Annotated in this window: 22 protein-coding genes; 16 read left to right on the forward strand and 6 right to left on the reverse strand. The window is 43.8% G+C overall.

Going from position 1 to position 21,892, the window contains the following annotated elements:
- The first annotated feature begins 3 nt into the window (after positions 1-3).
- The 6 genes from narJ to BP27_RS0106065 all read left to right on the forward strand — a co-directional run bounded on the left by narJ (position 4) and on the right by BP27_RS0106065 (position 5,245).
- Positions 4-726 carry a nitrate reductase molybdenum cofactor assembly chaperone gene (gene narJ, locus BP27_RS0106035; protein ID WP_027850789.1) on the forward strand — a complete coding sequence of 241 codons (723 nt, stop codon included), beginning with the start codon at positions 4-6 and terminating at the stop codon, positions 724-726.
- The gene (narI, locus tag BP27_RS0106040; RefSeq protein ID WP_027850790.1) at positions 723-1,400 is read left to right on the forward strand and encodes a respiratory nitrate reductase subunit gamma; all 678 of its coding nucleotides are present in this window, start codon (positions 723-725) and stop codon (positions 1,398-1,400) included. Before narJ ends, narI begins: the two co-directional genes overlap by 4 nt.
- A 91-nt stretch (positions 1,401-1,491) precedes the next feature.
- The gene (locus BP27_RS0106045; RefSeq protein WP_027850791.1) at positions 1,492-2,304 is read left to right on the forward strand and encodes a peptidylprolyl isomerase; all 813 of its coding nucleotides are present in this window, start codon (positions 1,492-1,494) and stop codon (positions 2,302-2,304) included.
- A 22-nt stretch (positions 2,305-2,326) separates the two neighbouring features.
- On the forward strand, positions 2,327-3,121 hold the full coding sequence (locus BP27_RS0106050) for a Crp/Fnr family transcriptional regulator (protein WP_027850792.1): 795 nt from the start codon (positions 2,327-2,329) through the stop codon (positions 3,119-3,121).
- 194 nt (positions 3,122-3,315) lie between these two features.
- Positions 3,316-4,311 (forward strand): ubiquinone anaerobic biosynthesis protein UbiU, encoded by a 996-nt coding sequence (gene ubiU / locus BP27_RS0106060; protein WP_027850793.1) that lies wholly within the window; start codon positions 3,316-3,318, stop codon positions 4,309-4,311.
- Between the two features lie 22 nt (positions 4,312-4,333).
- Positions 4,334-5,245, forward strand: a complete 912-nt coding sequence (locus BP27_RS0106065) for a U32 family peptidase (RefSeq protein WP_036239530.1) — start codon at positions 4,334-4,336, stop codon at positions 5,243-5,245.
- Here BP27_RS0106065 and ubiT read toward each other — a convergent pair.
- Entirely contained in the window at positions 5,235-5,708 is a 474-nt protein-coding gene (ubiT, locus tag BP27_RS0106070) for a ubiquinone anaerobic biosynthesis accessory factor UbiT (protein WP_027850795.1), read from the reverse strand. The two genes, BP27_RS0106065 and ubiT, sit on opposite strands and share 11 nt — an antisense overlap.
- Positions 5,709-5,862: 154 nt before the next feature.
- Between ubiT and BP27_RS0106075 the strand changes: the two genes are divergently transcribed.
- The 7 genes from BP27_RS0106075 to BP27_RS0106105 all read left to right on the forward strand — a co-directional run bounded on the left by BP27_RS0106075 (position 5,863) and on the right by BP27_RS0106105 (position 11,574).
- Positions 5,863-7,614: a ribonucleoside triphosphate reductase gene (locus BP27_RS0106075; protein WP_027850796.1), complete on the forward strand. Its 1,752-nt coding sequence runs from the start codon at positions 5,863-5,865 to the stop codon at positions 7,612-7,614.
- A 17-nt stretch (positions 7,615-7,631) separates the two neighbouring features.
- Complete coding sequence (gene nrdD / locus BP27_RS17500; protein WP_036239534.1) at positions 7,632-7,808, forward strand: anaerobic ribonucleoside-triphosphate reductase; 177 nt, start codon at positions 7,632-7,634, stop codon at positions 7,806-7,808.
- Between the two features lie 8 nt (positions 7,809-7,816).
- Complete coding sequence (locus BP27_RS15410; protein ID WP_036239536.1) at positions 7,817-8,542, forward strand: anaerobic ribonucleoside-triphosphate reductase activating protein; 726 nt, start codon at positions 7,817-7,819, stop codon at positions 8,540-8,542.
- 105 nt (positions 8,543-8,647) lie between these two features.
- The gene (locus BP27_RS0106090; RefSeq protein WP_027850798.1) at positions 8,648-10,174 is read left to right on the forward strand and encodes an FMN-binding glutamate synthase family protein; all 1,527 of its coding nucleotides are present in this window, start codon (positions 8,648-8,650) and stop codon (positions 10,172-10,174) included.
- Entirely contained in the window at positions 10,174-10,902 is a 729-nt protein-coding gene (locus BP27_RS15415) for an AzlC family ABC transporter permease (protein WP_036239538.1), read from the forward strand. The genes BP27_RS0106090 and BP27_RS15415 overlap by 1 nt, the downstream gene beginning before the upstream one ends.
- Positions 10,892-11,233 (forward strand): branched-chain amino acid transporter permease, encoded by a 342-nt coding sequence (locus BP27_RS0106100; RefSeq protein WP_027850799.1) that lies wholly within the window; start codon positions 10,892-10,894, stop codon positions 11,231-11,233. The genes BP27_RS15415 and BP27_RS0106100 overlap by 11 nt, the downstream gene beginning before the upstream one ends.
- On the forward strand, positions 11,230-11,574 hold the full coding sequence (locus BP27_RS0106105) for a DMT family transporter (protein ID WP_211251284.1): 345 nt from the start codon (positions 11,230-11,232) through the stop codon (positions 11,572-11,574). Before BP27_RS0106100 ends, BP27_RS0106105 begins: the two co-directional genes overlap by 4 nt.
- Here BP27_RS0106105 and BP27_RS0106110 read toward each other — a convergent pair.
- The 5 genes from BP27_RS0106110 to BP27_RS0106130 form a co-directional block, all read right to left on the reverse strand.
- The gene (locus tag BP27_RS0106110; RefSeq protein ID WP_027850801.1) at positions 11,571-12,227 is read right to left on the reverse strand and encodes a class I SAM-dependent methyltransferase; all 657 of its coding nucleotides are present in this window, start codon (positions 12,225-12,227) and stop codon (positions 11,571-11,573) included. The genes BP27_RS0106105 and BP27_RS0106110 overlap by 4 nt on opposite strands.
- Positions 12,228-12,301: 74 nt before the next feature.
- Complete coding sequence (locus BP27_RS0106115) at positions 12,302-12,922, reverse strand: cytochrome b/b6 domain-containing protein (protein WP_027850802.1); 621 nt, start codon at positions 12,920-12,922, stop codon at positions 12,302-12,304.
- 18 nt (positions 12,923-12,940) lie between these two features.
- The gene (locus BP27_RS0106120; protein ID WP_036239540.1) at positions 12,941-14,542 is read right to left on the reverse strand and encodes a tetrathionate reductase family octaheme c-type cytochrome; all 1,602 of its coding nucleotides are present in this window, start codon (positions 14,540-14,542) and stop codon (positions 12,941-12,943) included.
- A gap of 98 nt (positions 14,543-14,640) precedes the next feature.
- Complete coding sequence (locus tag BP27_RS0106125; protein WP_027850804.1) at positions 14,641-16,806, reverse strand: methyl-accepting chemotaxis protein; 2,166 nt, start codon at positions 16,804-16,806, stop codon at positions 14,641-14,643.
- Between the two features lie 320 nt (positions 16,807-17,126).
- Entirely contained in the window at positions 17,127-19,118 is a 1,992-nt protein-coding gene (locus tag BP27_RS0106130) for a TonB-dependent receptor plug domain-containing protein (protein WP_160169824.1), read from the reverse strand.
- A gap of 184 nt (positions 19,119-19,302) precedes the next feature.
- Here BP27_RS0106130 and BP27_RS0106135 point away from each other — a divergent pair, with 184 nt between their 5' ends.
- Genes BP27_RS0106135 through BP27_RS15425 form a run of 3 tightly spaced genes read left to right on the forward strand, consistent with a single transcriptional unit; the run spans position 19,303 to position 21,703 of the window.
- Positions 19,303-20,187 carry a metal ABC transporter solute-binding protein, Zn/Mn family gene (locus BP27_RS0106135; protein ID WP_036239542.1) on the forward strand — a complete coding sequence of 295 codons (885 nt, stop codon included), beginning with the start codon at positions 19,303-19,305 and terminating at the stop codon, positions 20,185-20,187.
- Positions 20,187-20,885 (forward strand): metal ABC transporter ATP-binding protein, encoded by a 699-nt coding sequence (locus BP27_RS15420; RefSeq protein ID WP_051610388.1) that lies wholly within the window; start codon positions 20,187-20,189, stop codon positions 20,883-20,885. Before BP27_RS0106135 ends, BP27_RS15420 begins: the two co-directional genes overlap by 1 nt.
- Positions 20,882-21,703, forward strand: coding sequence for a metal ABC transporter permease (locus tag BP27_RS15425; protein WP_036239544.1), 822 nt, complete (start codon positions 20,882-20,884; stop codon positions 21,701-21,703). The genes BP27_RS15420 and BP27_RS15425 overlap by 4 nt, the downstream gene beginning before the upstream one ends.
- Positions 21,704-21,892: the final 189 nt, after the last annotated feature.

The raw sequence follows: 21,892 nt of genomic DNA on the forward strand, positions 1-21,892 counted from the left end.
TTCATGCGAAGTTTAGCCCTACTGGCACGTCTGCTGGATTATCCCACTGCTGAGCTGATTGCAGCTCAGCAGGAGATCGATGAAATCTTGCAGAACGACCCTAGTTTGCCTGATGCAAGTCGACCCTCGCTTATCGCTTTAGTAGATGAGCTATGCAGCAATGACTTGTTAGATAGCCAAGAAAGCTATGTGGCGACCTTTGATCGCGGGCGTGCGACCTCGCTGCTCTTATTTGAGCATGTACATGGTGAATCACGCGATCGTGGCCAAGCCATGGTCGATTTAATGAACGAATATCAACAAGCCGGTTTAGAGATAGATACGCGAGAACTGCCAGACTATCTGCCCTTGTTCTTAGAGTTCTTATCAACCCGAGAGTCTGAAGAGATTTTCCAGTGGTTAGCTTCTATTAGCCACATTTTAGCCCTAGTTGCTGAACGCCTAAAACAGCGTGAAAGTAACTATGCCGCCATCTTCAACACCCTCGTTGCTTTAGCAGGTGAAGAAGCAGACTGGCAGCAACTGGCACTAACCGTTGCAGCAGAAGAAAGAGACGACACACCTGAAGCACTCGATAAGGTTTGGGAAGAGGAAATGGTGCGTTTTGTCGATGATCAAGGCGCATCCTGCGGTGAGTCTCAAGCAGTGAAACAGCGCCGTAGTGACTTAGGTAAGGTTCAGCCCTTGTATGTGCAAGAGCCTGCACCTAGAGGAGAGTTCTTATGAATTACTTAAACACCTTAGTATTTGGGGTTTACCCCTATATGGCTATGGCGATCTTTATGATTGGCAGCTGGATACGCTATGACCAGGCTCAATACACTTGGAAAGCTGGCTCTAGCCAAATGGTGAGTAAAAAAGGCCTACGTTTAGCAAGCAACCTGTTTCACGTCGGTATTATTACCATTTTCTTTGGTCACCTAGTAGGTTTGTTAACCCCATCTTGGGTTTATGAACCTTTTATGACCGCTACAACCAAGCAAACCATGGCTATTGTGATAGGTGGTATAGCAGGTGTGATGTGTTGGGTAGGTGCAGCACTTTTACTGAAGCGCCGCTTAACCGACCCCTATGTACGCGCTACAGGTAGCACTGCTGACCTACTGGTTATCGCTATACTGTTTATTCAAGTTTCCTTAGGCCTAATGACCATTTTCATTAGCCTAGGTCACATGGATGGTTCAGTTATGAAGCAGCTATCTCATTGGGCACAGTCGGTTGTCACCCTACAGGGTAATCCAGCTAATTATATGATAGGTATCCACCCCATATTTAAGCTGCACATCTTCTTGGGTATGACACTCTTTGTTATTTTCCCTTTCACACGCCTAGTGCATATTTGGAGTGTGCCTTTGGAATACATTACTCGTCGCTATCAGCTAGTACGCAAACGCGCTTGATTAAGTGATTGACTAAAAACTGGCTGGGTGACCAATACCACCTAGCCAGTACCTAGGTTAAAGAACCAAAGCATTAACAAGGTAACTCGCCATGCAAAGTATCCCAATTACCCAAATTAATAACGACCAAGCTTCTAACGCTAGCTTCCCAGTGGTAAGGGTAGGTGCTGACTACATTAAGCAAGAGGCCATTGCGCAAGAAATGCAATACCACCCTAGCACCAGTGCTGAAGAAGCCTGGGAAATGGCAGCGCGTAGTTTGGTTATCGAAAAACTGCTCGCCACCCAAGCTGAGGCTTTAGCTATTCAAGGTGAAACAGTTGAAGAAAAGACCGCCAACCTACTTGAGCAAGAACTACAGCTACCTGAAATTCGTGAAGAAGACTGCTTGAGGTACTTTGAACAAAACCAAGGCCGTATGGTTAGCCCTAAATTGATTAGCTTAAAGCACATTTTGTTAGCCGCTGCACCCGATGATGCTATTGCCCGTGACCAGCAGCTTCAAGTCGCTAAAAGTTTAATAGAAAAACTAACAAGCAATCCAAACAGCTTTACAGAGCTAGCTGCTAGTTATTCTGTTTGCGAATCCAAAAACCAAGGTGGCCATTTAGGACAAATTTCACGCGGGCAAACAGTTGCTGAGTTTGAACGACAAATTTGGAACCTGCCGATTGGTTTACACCAGCAACCGATTGAAAGCCGCTACGGTTATCACCTGGTTTATATTGACCAAAGCGAAGAAGGCCAAGCCCTACCTTATGAAGTGGCAGCACCCAAAATTCGCCAATACTTGCAAGAGAATGCTACACGTACAGCCTTACGCCACTACCTACAAGCCTTAGCCAGTAGCGCTCCAGTGCTTGGCATTGATATGGGGCAGTCCGACTCACCTCTTGTGCAGTAGTTTTGCAACTGAGGCATAAACTATGAACCAACCAAAAGTTAATTTTACTGCAACCAGAAAGCCTATTAGAAACTGTGTATTACCAAGCATTGCTTGTAAAAAGCACTCGAATCTTGGCCCTGTCAATGGTTTGTGTGACATGCGCTGCTTGGTACGCAGCCACCCCTTGTTTAAAAAAATAAACAAGGCTGACTTTGAAATTATTCTAACGAAAGCAAGGCACCACGAGCTACAAACGCACACCAGCATTTACAGCGAAGGTGAAGTTTGTGAACGCTTTTATTTAGTGATTGAAGGCGCAGTTAAGCTATTTACACTAGCTGAAGACGGCACTGAACGCATAGTAGGCAATGCCACCAAACTACAAGCCATAGGTGAACACGAAGTATTTACCGATGAAAAAACCTTTGGACACTTTGCAGAAACCACTACACCCACACGCCTAATTAGCTTTTCTGCTCAACTGTATTTAAAAACATTGGAGCGCAATAATTTATCTGCACTCAGTTTTTTAAGCTACCTAGCAGAAAAAAGGTCTAAACACTTCACTGAAATTGAAGTAGTCACAACGGGCAATGCTCGACAAAGGGTGATTACCTACCTTAAAAGTATTTGTGACAAAAACACCCTAGCTACCACTAGCAACATTGTTCTACCCATACCTAAATACCAAATAGCCTCTTACCTAGGAATGAAGCCTGAAACTTTTTCTAGAATTTTGTCTGACTTAAAAGAGAACAACCTTATCAGCACAAATAAGCGTGAGATAATAATCAATGACCCTGAATTATTTTTAACCAATAATTTAATTTTATAGCTTGATAAGTATCAAGTGCCAAACCAGCTTAGGCGCTATATTAAATCAGCTCATGCCAGATAATTTTATCTGCCACTTGGCCCGAAGATCTCCCCCTTCGGGCTTTTTTTTGCGAATTATTTCTTGATTAAAATCAGCCTGCTTTTTTTTAATTACAACATACTTAAGCCCCACCCTTCTTTAGGAGTTCAAGCATGGAGCTGGTTTGCCCAGCTGGTAGCCTGCCAGCACTTAAAGTCGCAGTAGATCAAGGCGCTAACGCTGTTTACCTAGGCTTTCGTAATTCAACCAATGCTCGCCAATTTGCTGGCCTTAACTTTAGTGAAAAAAAAGCTGCTGAAGGTATTCACTATGCGCACAGCCGAGGTTGTAAAGTTTACTGTGCCATTAACACCTACCCACAACCCGCAGGTTGGAACGAATGGACTAGAGCTGTAGACCAAGCAGCTAACCTAGGTGTTGATGCGCTTATTTTGGCTGATATTGGCTTGCTAGATTACGCCACTCACAAGCACCCAAGCGTCAATCGGCATTTATCAGTACAAGGCTCGGCAACCACTGCCGCTGCTTTACAGTTTCATGCTGACAATTTTGGAATTAAACGGGCTGTTTTACCTAGGGTATTGTCTGCAGCACAGGTTGCAGACCTAGTTAAAAGCTCACCCGTGGAATTAGAGGTTTTTGGCTTCGGTAGCCTATGCATTATGGTGGAAGGTCGTTGTTACCTTTCTTCTTACTTAACCGATGAGTCGCCTAATTCTAAAGGTGCTTGCTCACCTGCCAAAGCCGTACGCTGGGAAGACACACCCAAGGGTTTAGAATCTAGGCTAAACGGAACCCTAATCGACCGCTATCAAAAAGATGAAAATGCCGGTTACCCCACCTTATGTAAAGGGCGTTTTAACGTGGGTGAAGCCACCTACCATGCCTTAGAAGAACCCACCAGTTTGAACACGCTAAACCTTCTGCCACAACTTAAAAAAATGGGTATTGCCGCTATAAAATTAGAAGGCCGCCAGCGCAGCCCTGCCTACGTTAAACAAATTGTCGAAGTTTGGCGGCAAGCCTTAGATGCATTAGAAGAACAACAAGATGACTTTAAGCTGGCAACGCCTTGGCAAAAAACACTCAGCAGTTTATCTGAAGGCTCTAGCACCACCTTAGGTGCCTACCATCGCCGCTGGAAATAATCCTTGTTACTGGAGTAATTCAATGAAGCTCACTCTTGGCCCCCTACTTTATTTTTGGCCCATTAAAGACGTTCACCAGTTTTATGGACAGGTTGCTGACTGGCCGGTAGACACGGTTTATTTAGGTGAAACTGTCTGCTCGCGTAGGCGTGAATTAAAACAAGCTGACTGGCTAGCTATTGCAGATGCTTTAAGCGCTGCGGGTAAAGAAGTGGTGATAGCAACCCAAACATTATTAGAATCAACAGCTGATTTACGCTCTCTCAATAAGTTGCTAGAAGCCGTTAAAGATAAAAATAACAACTGGTTGATTGAAGCCAATGATTTAAGTGCTGTACAAGTCTGCAAAGAGTTAGAGCTACCTTTTGTTGCTGGTGCAGCCATTAACATATACAACGCCGCTACTTTGCAAAAGCTAGCTGAACAAGGGATGCAGCGCTGGTGTTTTCCTGTGGAATTATCTCGCTCTACCTTGGCTGACCAGCAGGCTTTTATTCAGCAAAACAATCCAAAAATTGAAACTGAAGTTTTTGCTTTTGGGCATTTGCCGCTAGCTTGGTCGGCAAGGTGTTTTACCGCTCGCCACCATAATTTACCAAAAGACCGCTGCCAGTTTGTTTGCTTAGACTACCCAGCTGGCTTGCCTTTAAAAACTCAAGAAGACCAACAGTTATTTACACTGAATGGAATACAAACCCTGTCTGGTGCTTGCCATAACTTAATTCAGCAACTACCCGATATGCAGCAACTAGGGGTGAGCCATTTACGCCTTAGTCCAATTTATCAAGGCTTAAAAGAGGTTGTGGATAAGTTTGATTTAGCTCGCCAAGGTCAGCTGCCCAGCAGTGACCCTTTAAAGTTGGTTGAAGTAGATTCTTGCAATGGCTACTGGTTTGGTGAGCCGGGTGGTCAACAAATTAACCCTAATTTATAACCGCCATTCGATTTAAAGCACTGCCTAACCAGCCTTTATCTAAGGACCAATCTAAACTATCGAGCAGGTTTTTAACGCCTAAGCCTAGCTCGGTATCCCCCTCTATTAACAACAGACGGCGAAAAAACAAACCATCTGGGTCTTCTTTACGCAAGGCTAGCTGTACAAAAGCTGGCCAGTTACCAAGAATCACTGTTTCAGCTGGTTGGTCTGATAATTCTAGGCACTGATCTTTTAAGGTTAAGGTCACCTCAACGCCTAAATCTGTAATTTTAAGGCTGAGATAACGCCCTGCTAACAACTCAAACTCATCTTCTTTTAGCGCTTCAGCAAATAACTGATTTAACCGCGTTTCTACTAAGCTTTTTTTAACCCAAAGTGGCAGGTGGGTATTTAGTTTAGCTAGCAACTTGCTAGCCACTAACAGCTTATGAAACCTAACAGGCAAAGATGGGGGAAACATTTTTAATCCTTATCATTTAACTAGGCAGTTAGCTTAAAAGAACACCAACTGATTAAATTTGATATTCATCAAGGTACTCACCTCTAATTAACCTAGACTAACAACCACTAGATATGGTGTTTATATAAAACCAATTAACCAGATGTGGTAAGTCATGCCTAATCAAAACCCTACCCCTTTCCAGCAAGTTGATGTGCGTAATGCCATTGAAGAATACCTGCACCGTGATGACTGGCGAGTTCAAGCCAATGCCAACCAAGGTTACTCTTTAGGGGGTATGATTCTGAATGTTTCTGGAAAGGTCACCGCTAATTATTGGCTAAACGAGGTTTATTCTCCCGCCCTAGGTGCAGCTCACCGTTCAGGTGATTTACATATTCATGATTTAGACATGCTATCGGGCTACTGTGCTGGCTGGTCGTTAAGGCAGCTACTGTTTGAAGGCTTTAATGGTGTGCCAGGACGTGCAGAAAGCAACCCACCTAAGCATTTATCTAGCGCTTTAGGGCAGATGGTTAATTTTTTAGGCACCCTACAAAATGAGTGGGCTGGGGCACAAGCTTTTAGCTCTTTTGATACTTATTTAGCGCCTTTTGTACGTAAAGACCAACTTAGCTACCCACAAATCAAACAAAGTATTCAAGAGTTTATTTATAACCTCAATGTGCCATCTCGTTGGGGTACTCAAACCCCCTTTACCAACCTAACCTTTGATTGGGTTTGCCCACAAGATTTAGCCAACCAAGTACCCGTTATTGGTGGTGAAGAACAACCCTACACCTACGGTGATTTACAAGAAGAAATGGATTTACTTAACCAAGCCTACTTAGAAGTTATGCTGGCTGGCGATAGTAAGTCTCGAGTGTTTACCTTTCCCATTCCTACTTACAATATAACCCCCGAGTTTGATTGGGATTCACCCAACACTGAATTGTTGTTTGATTTAACCGCCCGTTATGGCCTGCCCTATTTTCAGAACTTTTTAAATTCCGACCTAGAGCCTCACATGGTGCGCTCTATGTGTTGCCGCCTACAACTAGATGTAAGAGAACTACTTAAGCGTGGTAACGGTTTATTTGGTTCTGCTGAACAAACGGGCTCTTTAGGCGTAATAACCATTAACTGTGCCCGCCTAGGTTACCTGTATAAAAACGACTGGCAGGCTTTACTTAAACAGCTGGATTATTTATTAGAGCTAGCGCGCGATGGTTTAGAAGTTAAACGCCAAGCCATTCAACAGTGGATGGACGAAGGGCTTTACCCCTATAGCAAACGCTATTTAGGCACACTGCGTAATCATTTCTCAACCCTAGGTGTGAATGGCATTAATGAAATGCTGCGTAATTTTAGTGATGATCAACTCAGCTTGGTAGACCCTAATGGGCAAGCTTTGGCTTTAGAATTGCTTGATTACATACGCGAAAAAATGCAGCAATTTCAAGAGCAAACCGGCCACCTGTATAACCTAGAGGCAACACCAGCAGAGGGCACAACCTACCGTTTCGCAAAAGAAGACCTTAAACGCTACCCAGACATTCTTCAGGCAGGAACGCTTAAAAAACCCTATTACACTAACTCTAGCCAGTTACCTGTAGGGCATACTGATGATCCTTTTGAAGCCTTACTATTACAAGATGAGCTGCAAAAACGCTACACAGGCGGTACGGTTTTGCACCTGTATATGCGTGAAAAAATCTCCAGCACTCAGGCCTGTAAGCAGCTAGTTAAAACCGCCTTAAGTCGCTTTCATTTACCCTACCTAACCATTACACCGACTTTTTCTATTTGCCCTGTACATGGCTATTTAGATGGAGAACAAGAGTTTTGTCCTAAGTGTGATGAGGAATTACTTAGAAAAAAATGCTCAGCACAAGCTGAGTTAAACCAAGCAATGCAATCAGCCTAACCAAAGGAAAACTTAAAATGACTAATCAAACCCACCTCAATAATCCACTGCAACTTGAAGACCACGAGCGCCAGCGCTGCGAAGTTTGGACTCGGGTCATGGGCTATCACCGCCCTGTTGCTCAGTTTAACCCTGGCAAGCAGTCGGAACATGCCGAGCGCCGCCACTTTACTGAAGCTAGCTTGGCTAGTTAATTTAACCTATGCCAGCCACTCCATCCCTGGTGGTCGCTGGGTTAACGCCCATGACCACCTTAGACTTTCCAGATAGGCTAGCTTGCGTGGTATTTACCCAGGGCTGTCCGTTACGCTGTGGCTATTGCCATAATCCGCAAATGCTACCGACTAAGCAGCCAACCACTGAGCCTGGTGAACAAACACCCAACTGGCAAACCATAGAAGCATTTTTAACTAGCCGTAGAGGTTTGTTAGAGGCAGTGGTATTTAGTGGAGGTGAGCCTACCAGCCAGGCAGCACTTTTACCTGCGGTTATACAAACTCAACAGCTAGGTTTTAAAGTAGGCCTGCATACCTCTGGCGTTAACCCTTCACGCTTAGAAAAGCTTTTACCTTATTTAGATTGGGTAGGGCTAGATATAAAAGCTGAACCTGCGGATTATCAACGTATTACTGGCCGCCCAGGGGTTGCTAAAAAAGCTGAGAAAAGTTTGCAACTAATTCAAACCGCAGCTTGCAACTACCAAGTAAGAACCACACTCCACCCACAAGATTTTAACCTCTTAGGTATTAACAATCTTTTGCATTGGCTAGCTGAGAAACAGGTGAGCAAAGTAGCTTTGCAAATTGCCAGAGCAGGACAATGCCTAGACCCTGCCTACCAAACCCTTGAACAACCTTTTTTAAAAAGTGACTTACAAGCCATCGTTAGCCAACATCAAAGTTCTTTTAGCCAGCTTTTACTTAGCTAAAAACAAGAGAAATGAGTTTTTTGCTTGTCCAATAGGTTGTTAGTTGGCCTTAGTTATCACTTCAAGCTAGCATAGGTAGCTTATTCATCTACTGGACTAAAACCCATGAATGAGAGCTGGATTCAGGCAGCGGCTATTTTTGTTGTTGTTATAGGTAGTTTGTTCTTTATTTTAGCTGTTAGCTTAGTTGTTACAGCTTTAGTGATGTACCGTTCCGACAAAAAGCAAACCACTCACACTTTGCGCCGTAACTACCCTTTAATTGGTCGTTTTCGTTATATTTTTGAGCACCTAGGCGAATTTTTCCGTCAATATTTTTTTGCTATGGACAGAGAAGAAATGCCCTTTAACCGAGCGCAACGCTCTTGGGTTTACCGTGCGGCTAAAAACATTGATAACACCATCGCCTTTGGCTCTACACGTGATCTAACCAAGCCGGGCACCTATTACTTTTTAAACTGCCCTTTTCCAACCTTAGAAAAAGATGCGGCACAAACCCAACCCTTGCGTATTGGTCCAAACTGCAGAACACCTTTTGATGCGCCTTCATTTTTAAATATCTCGGGCATGAGCTTTGGTGCGCTATCTAAACCTGCCATACAAGCCCTAGCCAAAGGCGCGGCAAAAGCTGGCTGCTGGATGAACACAGGTGAAGGCGCTTTATCTAAGTATCACCTAGAAGGCGGCTGCGACATAGTTTTTCAAATAGGTACAGCTAAGTACGGCGTGCGAGATGATCAAGGTAGATTAGATGATACCAAGCTCAAAGCTTTAGCCGATTTAGAACAGGTAAAAATGTTTGAAATCAAACTGTCTCAAGGTGCCAAACCAGGTAAAGGTGGTATTTTGCCAGGCAGCAAGGTCACAAAAGAAATAGCTGAAACTCGCGGTATTCCAGTTGGACAAGACTCAATTAGCCCTAATCGCCACCCTGAAATTGATAGCATGGATAGCCTGCTCGACTTTATTGCCCATGTGCGAGAAGTCACTGGTAAGCCGGTGGGTTTCAAACTGGTCTTAGGCACTACTCGTTGGCTAAAAGATTTTTGTGAAAAAATTAATGAGCGAGGTGCCGCTTCAGCACCTGACTTTATTACTCTAGACAGCTCTGATGGCGGTACGGGTGCTGCACCTATGGCATTAATGGATAGCGTAGGCCTGCCTCTAAGGGACAGCTTGCCCCTCTTAGTTAACCAGTTGATTAACAGTGGTTTAAAAGAACGTATTCGTGTTATTGCATCTGGCAAACTCATCAACCCAACCGAAGTTGCTGCAGCTATTTGTATGGGGGCAGACTTTGTTGTTTCTGCGCGTGGCTTCTTATTTGCACTAGGCTGTATTCAAGCACTCCAGTGTAATAAAAACACCTGTCCAACGGGCATCACCACTCACAACCCACGCTTACAACAAGGCTTAGTGCCCGATGTAAAAGCTATGCGAGTTGCCAACTATCACTACAACCTAGTCCATGAAGTTGAAAGCATTGCACATTCTTGTGGTGCTGCTGAACCCAGACAGTTAGTGCGTGAACATGCTGCCGTGGTGGTGGATGGTGGTGCAGTTGCACTTAACCTGCTTTACCCTGAAACGTCACGTCGCTTAAAACCAGAAATCATGGAAAAAAGTAGTTAATGTCAGAGAAAAACGGATTAATTGCCCTTAAAGTTTCATTACCCGTATTCTTTGGATACCTGCCTTTAGGTGCATCCTTCGGTGTTTTATTTAGCACCCAGCTAGATTACGCTTGGTGGATAGCACCTTTAATGGCAGTAACTATTTTTGCGGGTTCTGGCCAACTTTTAGCTGTGAGTTTGCTAGTCAGCTTTACAGGCTTAACGCAAGTTTTTATTGCCATGCTGCTGCTCAATGCTCGGCATGTTTTTTATGGGCTGTCTTTATTGGAAGCTTTTAAGGATGCTGGTTGGCGTAAGTTTTATTTGATTTTTGGATTAACCGATGAAACCTATTCGCTGTTAACTAGCCGCGCTCGCAGCGAAGATAAAGGGCGTGAACAGCAGATAGATTTTTTAATTACGCTTTTTAATCATGCTTACTGGATATTAGGCTGCGGGATTGGTGCCTGGCTAGGTAAAAACCTCACCTTTGATGCGACAGGTATAGAGTTTGCGTTAATTGCCCTGTTTATTGTTTTGTGTATTGAACAATACAAGGTTTTACAGTCTAGCTTTCCTATTTGGGTGGGTGCGGCAGCCGGTTTACTATCTTTATTGTTCTTTCCAGAAAGCCAACAGCTGCTCATTGCAATGCTGCTTATCTGCGCTGTACTTTTCTGGCAGTACCCAGCCAATAAACACCGCTACAAAAGACGCTTAATTAAGGAGTCAGCGGATGAGCAATGAAACCCTTTACCTAGTTAGTTTTATATTAGTGACCGCAGTAGCTACTTTTTTAACCCGCTTAATGCCCTTTGCTTTTTTAGGGAAACACAGCAACCACCCTTTAGCACAGCATCTAGGGCGTTACCTACCTGCTGGTATTATGGCCGTATTGGTAGCTATTTTTTTGCCTCGTGCTGCACATTGGCAAACACCTGTTTTTGGATTAGATGCACTTCTACCCGCTGCTTTAGTTATTGTTTTACACCTATGGCGACGTAACGCCCTGCTGTCTATGCTCGCCGGCACTATTTGCTATATGGCCATTCAACAAGGAGTCATTAATTTAGTATGAGTATCAATTGGCTTATTTTATTTATTGGTGGGCTTTTTGAAACTGGGTTTGCCGTTAGCTTAGGTAAAGCTCAAGAAACCAGCGGCAAGTCGCAAGCCTTGTGGTTGGCTAGTTTTGCTGTTTGCGTAGCTATCAGTATGTATTTGCTGTTTAAAGCCATGGGCGGTGAAAAAGCCATACCCGTAGGTACGGCTTATGCAGTTTGGGGAGCTATTGGTGCTTTAGGTACGGTAGTGGCAGGTATTCTATTATTTAATGAGCCTATCACCTTATGGCGACTATTTTTTATAGGTACTTTAGTAATGTCGGTTGTAGGCTTGCAGCTGGTTAGCGGAGCTTAACCTTCTCGGCGGTAAGTCAATAGGCGTCCTTTAAAGGGCGCTTTTTCATCTTCAGCAAAAGCTACACGTTTTTCTACTAGGCTAAAACCTAAATCTTGCATTGCGTTACTAAACTTATTGCGGTGGCCTCTACCTGGGCAGCTAATCATGACCTTGGCTTTGGGCTTAGCAATTCGCTTAATTAAATCGACCAACAAAGTTGAGTGGTTAGGCTCATAAAGAATGTCGCTACCCACTATCACATCAAAAGGCTTAATTTCTTTAGCCTCTTTACCCCAAGGCAAGTCTAAATAAGGAATAGCTGGCAAATGGTTTAGGTTTGCATTGTAATCAAGAAAAGATTCGCTCAGTGGGTGATGATCGCTAGCGGTTATATCAGCACCCCGATACTGCAAAACCAAACTAGGCAAACCTAAGCCACAACCTAGCTCAAGAATGCGCCGGCTTTTTATGTCTAACTGTTTAACTGCCTTGGCTAACACTTGGCTGGCTGGCCACAGCTGACCAAACAAGCTCCAACTTGCTGAACAGATACCTGCTTTTGCAGCACTCCCTTGAGGATCAAAGAACTGCTGCTTATCACTTAATGCGCGTAGGCGTCCTTTAAAAGCACCGACTTCTATAGCCAGTTTACGAACCTGATAACCTTGCATAAGACCTCCTTGAAAAAGTTCTAAGGGTTAATCTAACCTTTTTTAAGAACTTTTTCTAATTAGAGGCACTTTTTTTAGTTTTTTAATGAATTAGTTTTAGGTGTTTCAGGTTCTTCGTAGCCGGTAATCATCGGCTTAATATGACTAAACACTGTTTTACCTAGGGTTGTCATATACACATGCCCAACTATAAACACCATCATCGCAAAGGCTGCAGCGGTATGCACATAGGCAACACTTTGCAGCGACAAAACATCAGCCAAAGCGGCTGGCCAATCGCTATAAAACAAATACAGCATACCTGAAACCCAAATCACCGGAGAGATAAACAGTTTAAAACCCAAGTAGGCTAAACGCTGCAAAGGGTTGTGCTTGGCATTAGTGGTTTTTTTGTAGGGATGACTTTCACCTTTAAAAGCACCCACTGCATAGTAATAAGCCACAGCAAACAAACCTTTACTGGTGGGCAAATAATGCTTCCACTCACCTGTAGTTAAGTGCCAGAAGATAGCAAACACCCAAAGCACAATAAGTGTCCAAGCTGCAACTGTATGCACGCTCACCGCTGTAGCAAAACCAAGCACTGAATAGCTGCCATGAATTTCAAAACCAGTAAAAATTAGCGTGAAAATAAGTAAAGCTTGTGACCAATGCCAAAAACGTTCAAAACGCTTAAATATCATTTCTTGACTCATACAATATTCCTTTTAACTTTAAGCTTTGTTTATTTTTCTAGAAATAATCAGCGCAACTCTATGGAAAACAACACCGATTAAAGTCATCAATACAGCTAACCAACCTATACGGTCTAACCATTCATTGCTGTCATGACTTGGCATATAAATACCCGGCAAGCCTGCTAAACGACTGTCTGCACTATGGCAAGCCACACAGTCTAAAGCTTGGTCAGCAGATGGAACCATGTGAGTGATTGGCCAGTGCATGGTGGTTTCTACAAAATCGTATTCGCCACTAAAGGCAAAACCTGTTTTGTCGCTGGCATCTTGTAAAGCCTTATTCCAGTCAAAATTCTTCCAGAAAGACGTATCGTCAGCACCAAATACATGGGTTGCTAAAAGGGTGTTATGAACTGTGTCGAAGGGTTGTTTGCCACGCATGACTTTAAAGGGCCAGATGCGTGAATCAGGATCACCAGCTTCGCCTTGAATGCGGTTAACACCTAAGGGTGGATTGCTAGCATCAAACTCATCTTCAATTTGCGTGTATTCCACCGTGCCATTAAACCAAGCGTAGGTAGGAACCACATTTTCACCGTAACCAAAGTCACCTTTTTGGCTGCTATAAACTAAGCGACCTTGTTCATCTTTTTGGTTTATCTGTTTACCTTCTTCAGTTAAACGCCCAGCTGTTGACCAGTCCCACCACATTTTAGTGGCTACACCACCACGGGCATATTCAGGAATATGACAACTTTGGCAGGCAAGTTTTTCTGAGTGTTGATTAAGCTTGGCTTGAGGATGGGGATCGCTATTGTGGCAAGACTCACAACTGGCAGCTTTCACTTCAGCATGACCTGGATTAACTAGCCCTTTAGTATCTTTGGCATTCACTTGGTAACGACTACCTGCAACATCGTGCCCCCAAGTGCTATGGCATTCAGAGCAACTAAAATTCAAACCCTTAGCATCCATGTGAACATCTAAGCTGGCTGTAGGCTTGTGTAGGGAAGAATCTAAATCACCGTGTTTAACGCCATCGCCGCCGCCACCATAAAAGTGACAACTACCACAGGTTTCACGATTACTTGCGCCTACATGCTGTGCTATTTCAGTTAGGTTAGGTGGCATCACCATTTTGCCACTGCCTTTAGGCCATTCGCGGGGAATTTCTGTAGGAAAGCCCGACAAAACAGGAAATTTTTTATAGCCGCCAGTGGTGTCGTGACAGACTAAACAATCCACTGCACTTTCTTCTTCTGGCGGGGGTTGGTTCATATCTTTCCAGCCATAACCTATATGGCAAGAAGTACAGCGTGGCTCGTTGGTGACTACCATGCCGCAAAAGCTATTCATTACCTTACTTTTACCTAGCTGCTGACCGGTTTCTTTGTGGTCGTAGAGCCAAGTCCAGTGGGTAGTTTTTTTAACCTGGCTTGCTGCTTCGGTATGGCAACTTAGGCAAGCTTCAGTAACTTCTGGAGCCGACTTAAAATCACCCTGTAGCACTTTAAACTTACTATGGTCAGCCGTGGTGGGTGAACGATTTTCAGCAGCTTGCAAACTTTCTACTAGTAAAAAAACTAGTAGCAACCCTGCAAACAGCTGCCATGTTTTAGTAGTGGTTATTTTTCTCATCAGCGATGCCTTACTGCCTTAGCAGCGTTTATATGATATTAGTTATGTTTAATATTATAAACTAGCTTTTGTTGCATCACTATTAAAACTATTCATAGTTATCTAGATCTGGCCGGACTGACAGTAAATCGTCCGACCAGTTGCTGCAGGCTTTGAGTTGAGTGTTTTACTTGGTGGGCGCTGTCTTGTAGTTCGTCCATAACCTGGCTCATTTCGCTAGATGCTACTTCAACCTGTCTGATGGATGAGCCATAAAAATGGCTGCGTTCATTTAGTTGCGTAATAATGCTAAACATTTGGCTGACTACTTGGTGGAGTTCCGTGTTTTCAGAGCTGGCAGACTCTGCATCTTTAAGGCGCTGATCCACTTCTTTCACACCCTCTTCCATAAAGCTAACAGCGGCACGCGTTTCATCTTGCAGGCTGAATACAGTAGCTTGAATTTCCGATGCTGCTTCAGCGGTGCGGCTGGCCAATGAACGAACTTCATCCGCAACGACAGCAAAACCACGGCCCGCTTCTCCTGCACGTGCGGCTTCAATCGCTGCGTTTAGTGCCAGCAAATTAGTCTGGCTGGTAATATCAGTAATCATCGAAACAATATCGCCTATTTCTTTCATTCTACTATCAAGCTGATGCACCCGCTCAGCAGTGGTATCAACCACTTTACGGATACTCAAGGTTCCGGTGCGTGCCGCTTCAAACTGTTCCCTAGCACTTTCAACCACCTCATCCATTACTGTTTTCATGCTTTCTGCTGTTTGTGAGGCTTGGTTGATTTCACCTAACTGATCTTCAACCAGGGTCAGCATTTTGCCGATAACCTCATTCACTTCTCGGCTGGTTTGTCTGGCCTCTTGGGTACGTGTCAACATTGTTTCATTATTATGCTGAACGGCACCAGTGGTCTGAATAACTTGTCCCATAATGCCGTCAAGACTATCCATAAAGCTGTTTATCCAACGACCCATGCTGCCACTTTCATCCCGTGACATATTTTCAGTATCCAGACGTTGTTTCAGATTACCTTCACCTTCTGCAATGGTACGAATGATTTGAGTCGTTTTACGCAAACGTTCTGCCACGCGCTTGGGGCCAGTATTGGCAAAAACCCAAGCAGAAAAAATTAGCATCAGAGTATTTAATAGCAAGGTTGGTAACAAACCAAAAGGGGAAAAATGTTGCAACAGGGTTGTAGTTACCATTAATGCGATAACAGTCACCAGATAGGTATTCATCAAACCGACACTGATTGAACGGCGGCGATACACTTCTTCTAAGTCACCTTCACACATCATGCCCCAGCGATCTGGTGAGCCAGGCAATTGAAAAGTTGTGCCCTTACCTATAACAGGAATGTGGCGGTAATCTGAATAACCTGGGTAAGTGATAAATAAGTTGCTGCCATTTTTAATGGTTTCCCTGACTCCTGGGTGGAGCTTACCTGTTGCAGGATCGATGAATTTCAACTCCAGTTCTGTATGGTTCTGAACACTAACCGTGCCCCATTTAGTATGAATACCTTGCTTAAGGTTCTCACCATGAGAAAAGGTACTGTCTTCAAAGCGGGATCGGGATAAAGCTGTACCTGGTTGCACGCTAGCATCAAATCCGGCTTTAACCATAAAAATATAATTATCGCCTGATTCAGGATAAACATGACCCGCTTCCCGTTGAATCAAATCACCGATAACATCATTTGGAACGCGACCTGCAATACAGCCAATAACCTTACCTTTTTGTATTAAAGGCTGATAAAACATCAGGGTAACTGCATCATGAAAACTAGATGTAGAAGCACCTAATTCCAGAGTGACCGGATCTACATAAGAGCCATGAAGAAAAGGCTTTTTTAAACCCTCTTGCAATGCCTGAGTTAAAGACCCACCACTATGCGCCTGCCCATTACGTGCAGCATAACTGGAAGTCAAAATCTGACCTTCACAGCTAACAATAAAAAGCTCGGAAAAATCACCAACCTGATCTTTTCGTCTAAGCAGCAAACCTGACCACTGAGAAGAATCCGCTTCAGCACACTGAGCAGCCAGCTCATCTAAATGCTGCCAATGACTGGTGGCCCATTGCTGCAGAATTTTTACACGAGTAGAAGCGATGCCTTCAAAAATTTGTTCAATCACCGGATAAAGCTGACGATTAAGGAAGCAAGACCAGCCTAATTGCAATTTACCATTACTGCCAAAAACCGGCAGCCAGCGTTTTTCTGAGGCAGATAGGTTCATTTCATGGCTGATTAGCTGTTTCATCGGCAGTCTCCATCGTATGTGGATCATAAATACTGAAAAGTTTAAATGCTGCTATTGTTTGATTTGAATCAATACATTTAAACCAAGCAAGAAATGCGCCATAAAAAGATAACCCTTTAAAAACAATACACTATCTTTAGTTTGCGGGAATCATATAACGAAGTAAGCACTAATTTGGTGCAGTCAGCGCACAAAGAGGGTGCCAGTAGAACCCCTCCCCTCCCCATGAAACACAGCCATTAGTTAAAGTTGAAAACTGCCTGAATGCACTGCAAAGCCTGATAAAACAGCTAAGACAGCAACTTTATGAAGATTGATTGTTAGAAATAATAGCGGGCTCCTAGATTAAAGCGAACGCCGGGATCAGACCCTAAAAGAGTATCTATTTTTTCATCAAGCAGGTTTTCTATGTTCACGTAAAACTCCGTATTCATCCATTGTGCAGGTAGGTAAGTCGCACGAATATTTGTCATATAAAAATCATCTGCTTGGTTTTTATCATCAATAAATTGCTCGGCGATGTATTTATTGTCCAGATAAAGCGATAAATTTTGAGTGGTTTGCCATTTCACCCCTAGGCTAGCCTGCAAATCAGGTGTGAAGGTCAGTGAGGTTCCTGTATCTTTGTTTTCTGTATCCAGATAAGTGAAAGTAGTCAGTAATTTTAATGCAGGTTGAATCTGCCAGGTTACATCTACTTCTAGTCCGTTAATTTGCGCTTCACTGGCATTGCGATAGGTGGTGTAATCACCTTCACTCACACGGTCTATACGGTCACTGATCCGATTATGAAAAATAGCGAGATTAGCGTGTATGTTTGACCCCTGGCCACTAATACCAAGCTCAAAGTTATCACTGGTTTCTGGATCTAAATCAAAAGCCTCTTTGCCCAAACCATTATCAACAACGGCTGCACCTATCACTCGGCCTTGTGGTGTTTCTCGGTTCAGAAAGATCTGAGGCAGGCCTGGTGTTTGATAGCCGCGTGCATAACTGGCTCGGACTCGCCAAGTTTCATTAAAGCGATAATTACTTGCTAAAGTGCCACTGGCAGCATTTTCAGCATCAGAAGCTTGGTCATAACGTAAGCCGTAAATCAAAGTCCATTGATTTGTTGCATCCCACTCATGCTGAGCAAAAATAGCACTGAAGTTGTGCTTTACGCTCTCTTGAATATTTTGTGGATTGAAAAAAGGAGCGGAGCGTTCTTCACTTCTATATTCTGCTCCAGCCAAAAAACGATGTGTGGCAAGGGGTTTGAAAGTAGTCAGTAGCTCATGGTTGATGACCGTGACTTTGCCCGTCCCGGAAACACTGGATGAATCTGCTTGTGAGCTATACCCCATGTCTTGCCAAATTAGGCTGGTGATGTCCTCTTCTTTTTCATAATAAGAGCGATAAGAGCGCCAGTTCACCAGTAGTTGCTCGTTCACTTCCCATTTTGCACGTGCAGCAAGATCCAGTCGGTCATTGGTCCAATTATTTTCAATGGGGACATTGCGCACCGGAAATCCGCTGGCTCCATAATTTGAAGGGTGCATGCTGGCAATGAACGATCCATCACGTTTTTCTAGCAAGTAACTGGTATCCAGTGCCAGCACTAAACTATCGGTGGCCTGATATTCAATCGTGCCGCCGATATTCAGCAGTTTGCTAGGTTCTCGGTAGCTGACATTGACTGAGTAGCTGTCGTTAAGGTTACTGCTTACCTGATTATTAGGGTGACCTGATGGTTTGGTTGAGCCGCTAGGTGAACCGACTAATAGCATTGCCGTTTCATTTTCAGAATATTCTTCCTGTTTTATTAAGCTAAACCAACCGCTATAACCCAGTTTACCTTCACGGCCACGCACATCACCTTCTAGCTGGTAACGCGCTGCATCGCCTGAAGTATTTGATCCGGTACTGGTTGCTAACATGCCTTCAAAACCCGCCTGAGGTTTTTTTGTGATGATGTTAATTACACCACCAATGGCATCTGAACCATAAAGAACCCCCATTGGTCCTTTAACAATTTCAATGCGTTCAATAGCTGAGGCTGGAATGCGGTTCATCTCGAACCCCATACCAGACTCACCACCCAGGCGGCGGCCATCAACCAGTAGCAATGTTCCATTGCCACCAACACCACGTATGGAAATGTCACCTAATCCGGGATTGGCAAATACACTGGAGCTGTGCATCAAAATATCCCTCAATGTAATCGCTCCCAGTGCCATGATTTCTTTCTCGGTAATTAGGCTGGTGGCAAAAGGGGATGTTTCCGCCGAACGCTGTGTTCGTGTGGCTGAAGTAACAACTAAAGTATCCAAATAAGACTCTGAGGCAAGCAGTGAATTTGAATTGAATAAACCGGCAGTGATTAGAGCTGCGCTGAGTAAAGTTCTGGAAAAGATGCTGCTGGAGGTTAAATGGTTCATTAAAAGACCTATTGACTTGTGCGTTAATCAGATTAATGTATAACGTTATAACGTAACAAGTAAAGGATAATCAATAATGATTGCAAATCGTTATCACTCTATATTTATGGTCATGCTGCTGCTTATTTCTGGTGCGCTGTCTGCCTCAGAAGACCAAAATAAGACTTCGGTTTTTGTCAGTATTTTGCCGCAAAAAGGCTGGGTTGAGGCCTTAGCTGGAGACTGGGTTGATGTTGAAGTGATGGTTCCTCCTGGGCAAAGTCCAGCCATTTATGAGCTTAGTCCTCAAAAAATGGCTCAACTTAATCAGGCTGCACTTTATTTTAGTATCGGTGTGCCTTTTGAAGAAACTTGGTTGCCTAGAATGAAGGAATCCAGCCCTAAGGTGCTTTTTGTTGACGCAGTTGCAGGTATAGAGCGCCAACCAATAGCCAACCATCTTGCTGCAATACCGGCTGATCGACTACCACCCCCAGAGCGACGCGACCGGCATGTTTGGCTTAGCCCAGAATTGTTAAAGCCACAGTTAGCTAATATGCGTACGGCTTTGATCAATTTATTGCCGGAAAAGGCTGAGTTAATCGATGCGAATTATCAGGCTTATTTGCAAAAACTAGAAACCCTTCAGGCTGATATGCAAGCCATGCTTCAACCTGTAGCAGGACACAGTTTTATGGTTTTTCATCCTGCGTGGGGTTATTTGGCTGAAGAGTTCAACCTACGGCAGATTCCTATTGAACGCGATGGGAAAGAGCCTTCTCCCCGACAATTAACTGAATTGGTTGCTTTGGGGCAGCGAGAAAATGTCAGGGTTATTTTTGTTCAAAGTCAGTTTAATCAAAGCGCTGCCCGTTCAATTGCTGATGCTTTAGATGCTGAAATTCTTCATCTGGATCCTCTGGCTGAAGATTTTATTGCCAATATGCATCTGATAGCAGAAGTGCTGGCTGAGAATCTTTAATGATAATGCCAGTGGTTGATATTAAAGCGGTTAGTTTTAGCTATCCGCAGAGTCAAAAAGTGTTTGAAGATGTAAATTTGTCGATTTTAAAAGGTGATTTTCTAGCTTTAATTGGTCCTAATGGTGGTGGTAAAACCACCCTGCTTAAGCTAATGCTGGGATTGCTGAAACCTGATCAAGGCATAATTCGGGTATTAGATAATGAGCCCGATCATGCTGGACCTAATCTAGGTTATGTTCCTCAGTTTGCCAGCCATATTCAGGATTTTCCGATTACTGTTCGGCAGTTGGTTGCTCAAGGGCGCTTAAATTGTGGTGCACATAATTTTTGGCTAACGCCTACTGACAAAATTCAGATTCAGCAAGCCTTAGTCGCTACGGGTACGGATGATTTGGCTGAGCGTTCTCTGGCGCAGTTATCTGGTGGGCAGAAACAACGTGTCTTGATTGCGCGTGCTTTGGCAGCAGAACCACAGATTCTTTTGCTTGATGAACCTACTGCTCATCTTGATACCAGTTCGGGACTGAAAATTTTTGACTTGTTGGCTAAATTAAACCAGCAAACAACAATGATTGTGGTCTCCCATGATTTGGAAGTTGTAAGTCGTTATGCCAATAAAGTGGTGTGCGTTGATCACTGTTTGAATTGGCAGCCTTTGAAAAAAATGACTAATAACCCTGATGCGAGGCACAGATGAATTTTTTTCAGGCATTGTGGCATTTTGAGTTTTTACAATTGGTGGCTTTAGCTGGGCTGGTGGCAGCGATTAGTAGTGGCGTTGTTGGCAGTTTGGTTGTAGTTAAGCGCATCGCTTTTATGGCTGGTGGCATTGCACATGCAGTGCTTGGTGGTATGGGAGTGGCTCATTATTTGGGTGAATCTCCATTAATCGGTGCTTTTATATCAGCAATTTTTGCTGCTTTGTTAATTGGCTGGGTGCAGATAAAGTATCAGCAACGAGAGGATATGTTGATTGGTGCTGTTTGGGCTGTTGGAATGGCTATTGGTATTTTGGCGATTGCTAAAACGCCAGGATATAGCACACATTTAATGAGTTATTTACTGGGCAATTTATTGTTGGTTAGTCGTGACCAAGTAATGATGATGGTTGGGCTTAATTTGCTAATGCTACTTCTGCTTGCACTGGTTTATCGCCCTTTAATGGCAACCTTAGCTGACGAAGAATTTGCGCGTTTGCGTGGCGTGAAAACACACCTTCTTTATTTGGGCTTGTTGGTGATGATTGCCTTGGCAACAGTTATTCTTGTGCACTCGGTAGGCTTGATTTTGGTTATGGCTTTGCTGACTTTACCGGCAGCCACTGGCTTGATGTTGGCATCAACGTTGGGGCGGTTAATGTTGGTTGCCACACTTTTGTCGGGGATAAGTATTTTTAGTGGTCTGGCGGTTGCATATGAAACAGACTCGCCAACGGGTGCGGTGATCGTGCTGCTTGCTGCGGCCATTTATTTGGTGGTGCTGTTAGTCAGGTCGAAATTCAAAAAAGCTATATAGTTATACCTATATATAAGTTTTTATCAAACCTAGCCAAGTTGCTTACAAATGTGTCCGTGCAGGCATTAAAGCTTGCTAGCATATAATAAGCCCCTTAGGCCAATACTCATCAGCGTGAGTGGTCTAGCGAAAGGTGGCAGCTATAAGGTAAGCGTAACAACAACCCCACCTATTTAATCCTGCGTCAAC

It is taken from the genome of Marinospirillum insulare DSM 21763, from assembly GCF_000686905.1.
Classification (GTDB): domain Bacteria; phylum Pseudomonadota; class Gammaproteobacteria; order Pseudomonadales; family Halomonadaceae; genus Marinospirillum; species Marinospirillum insulare.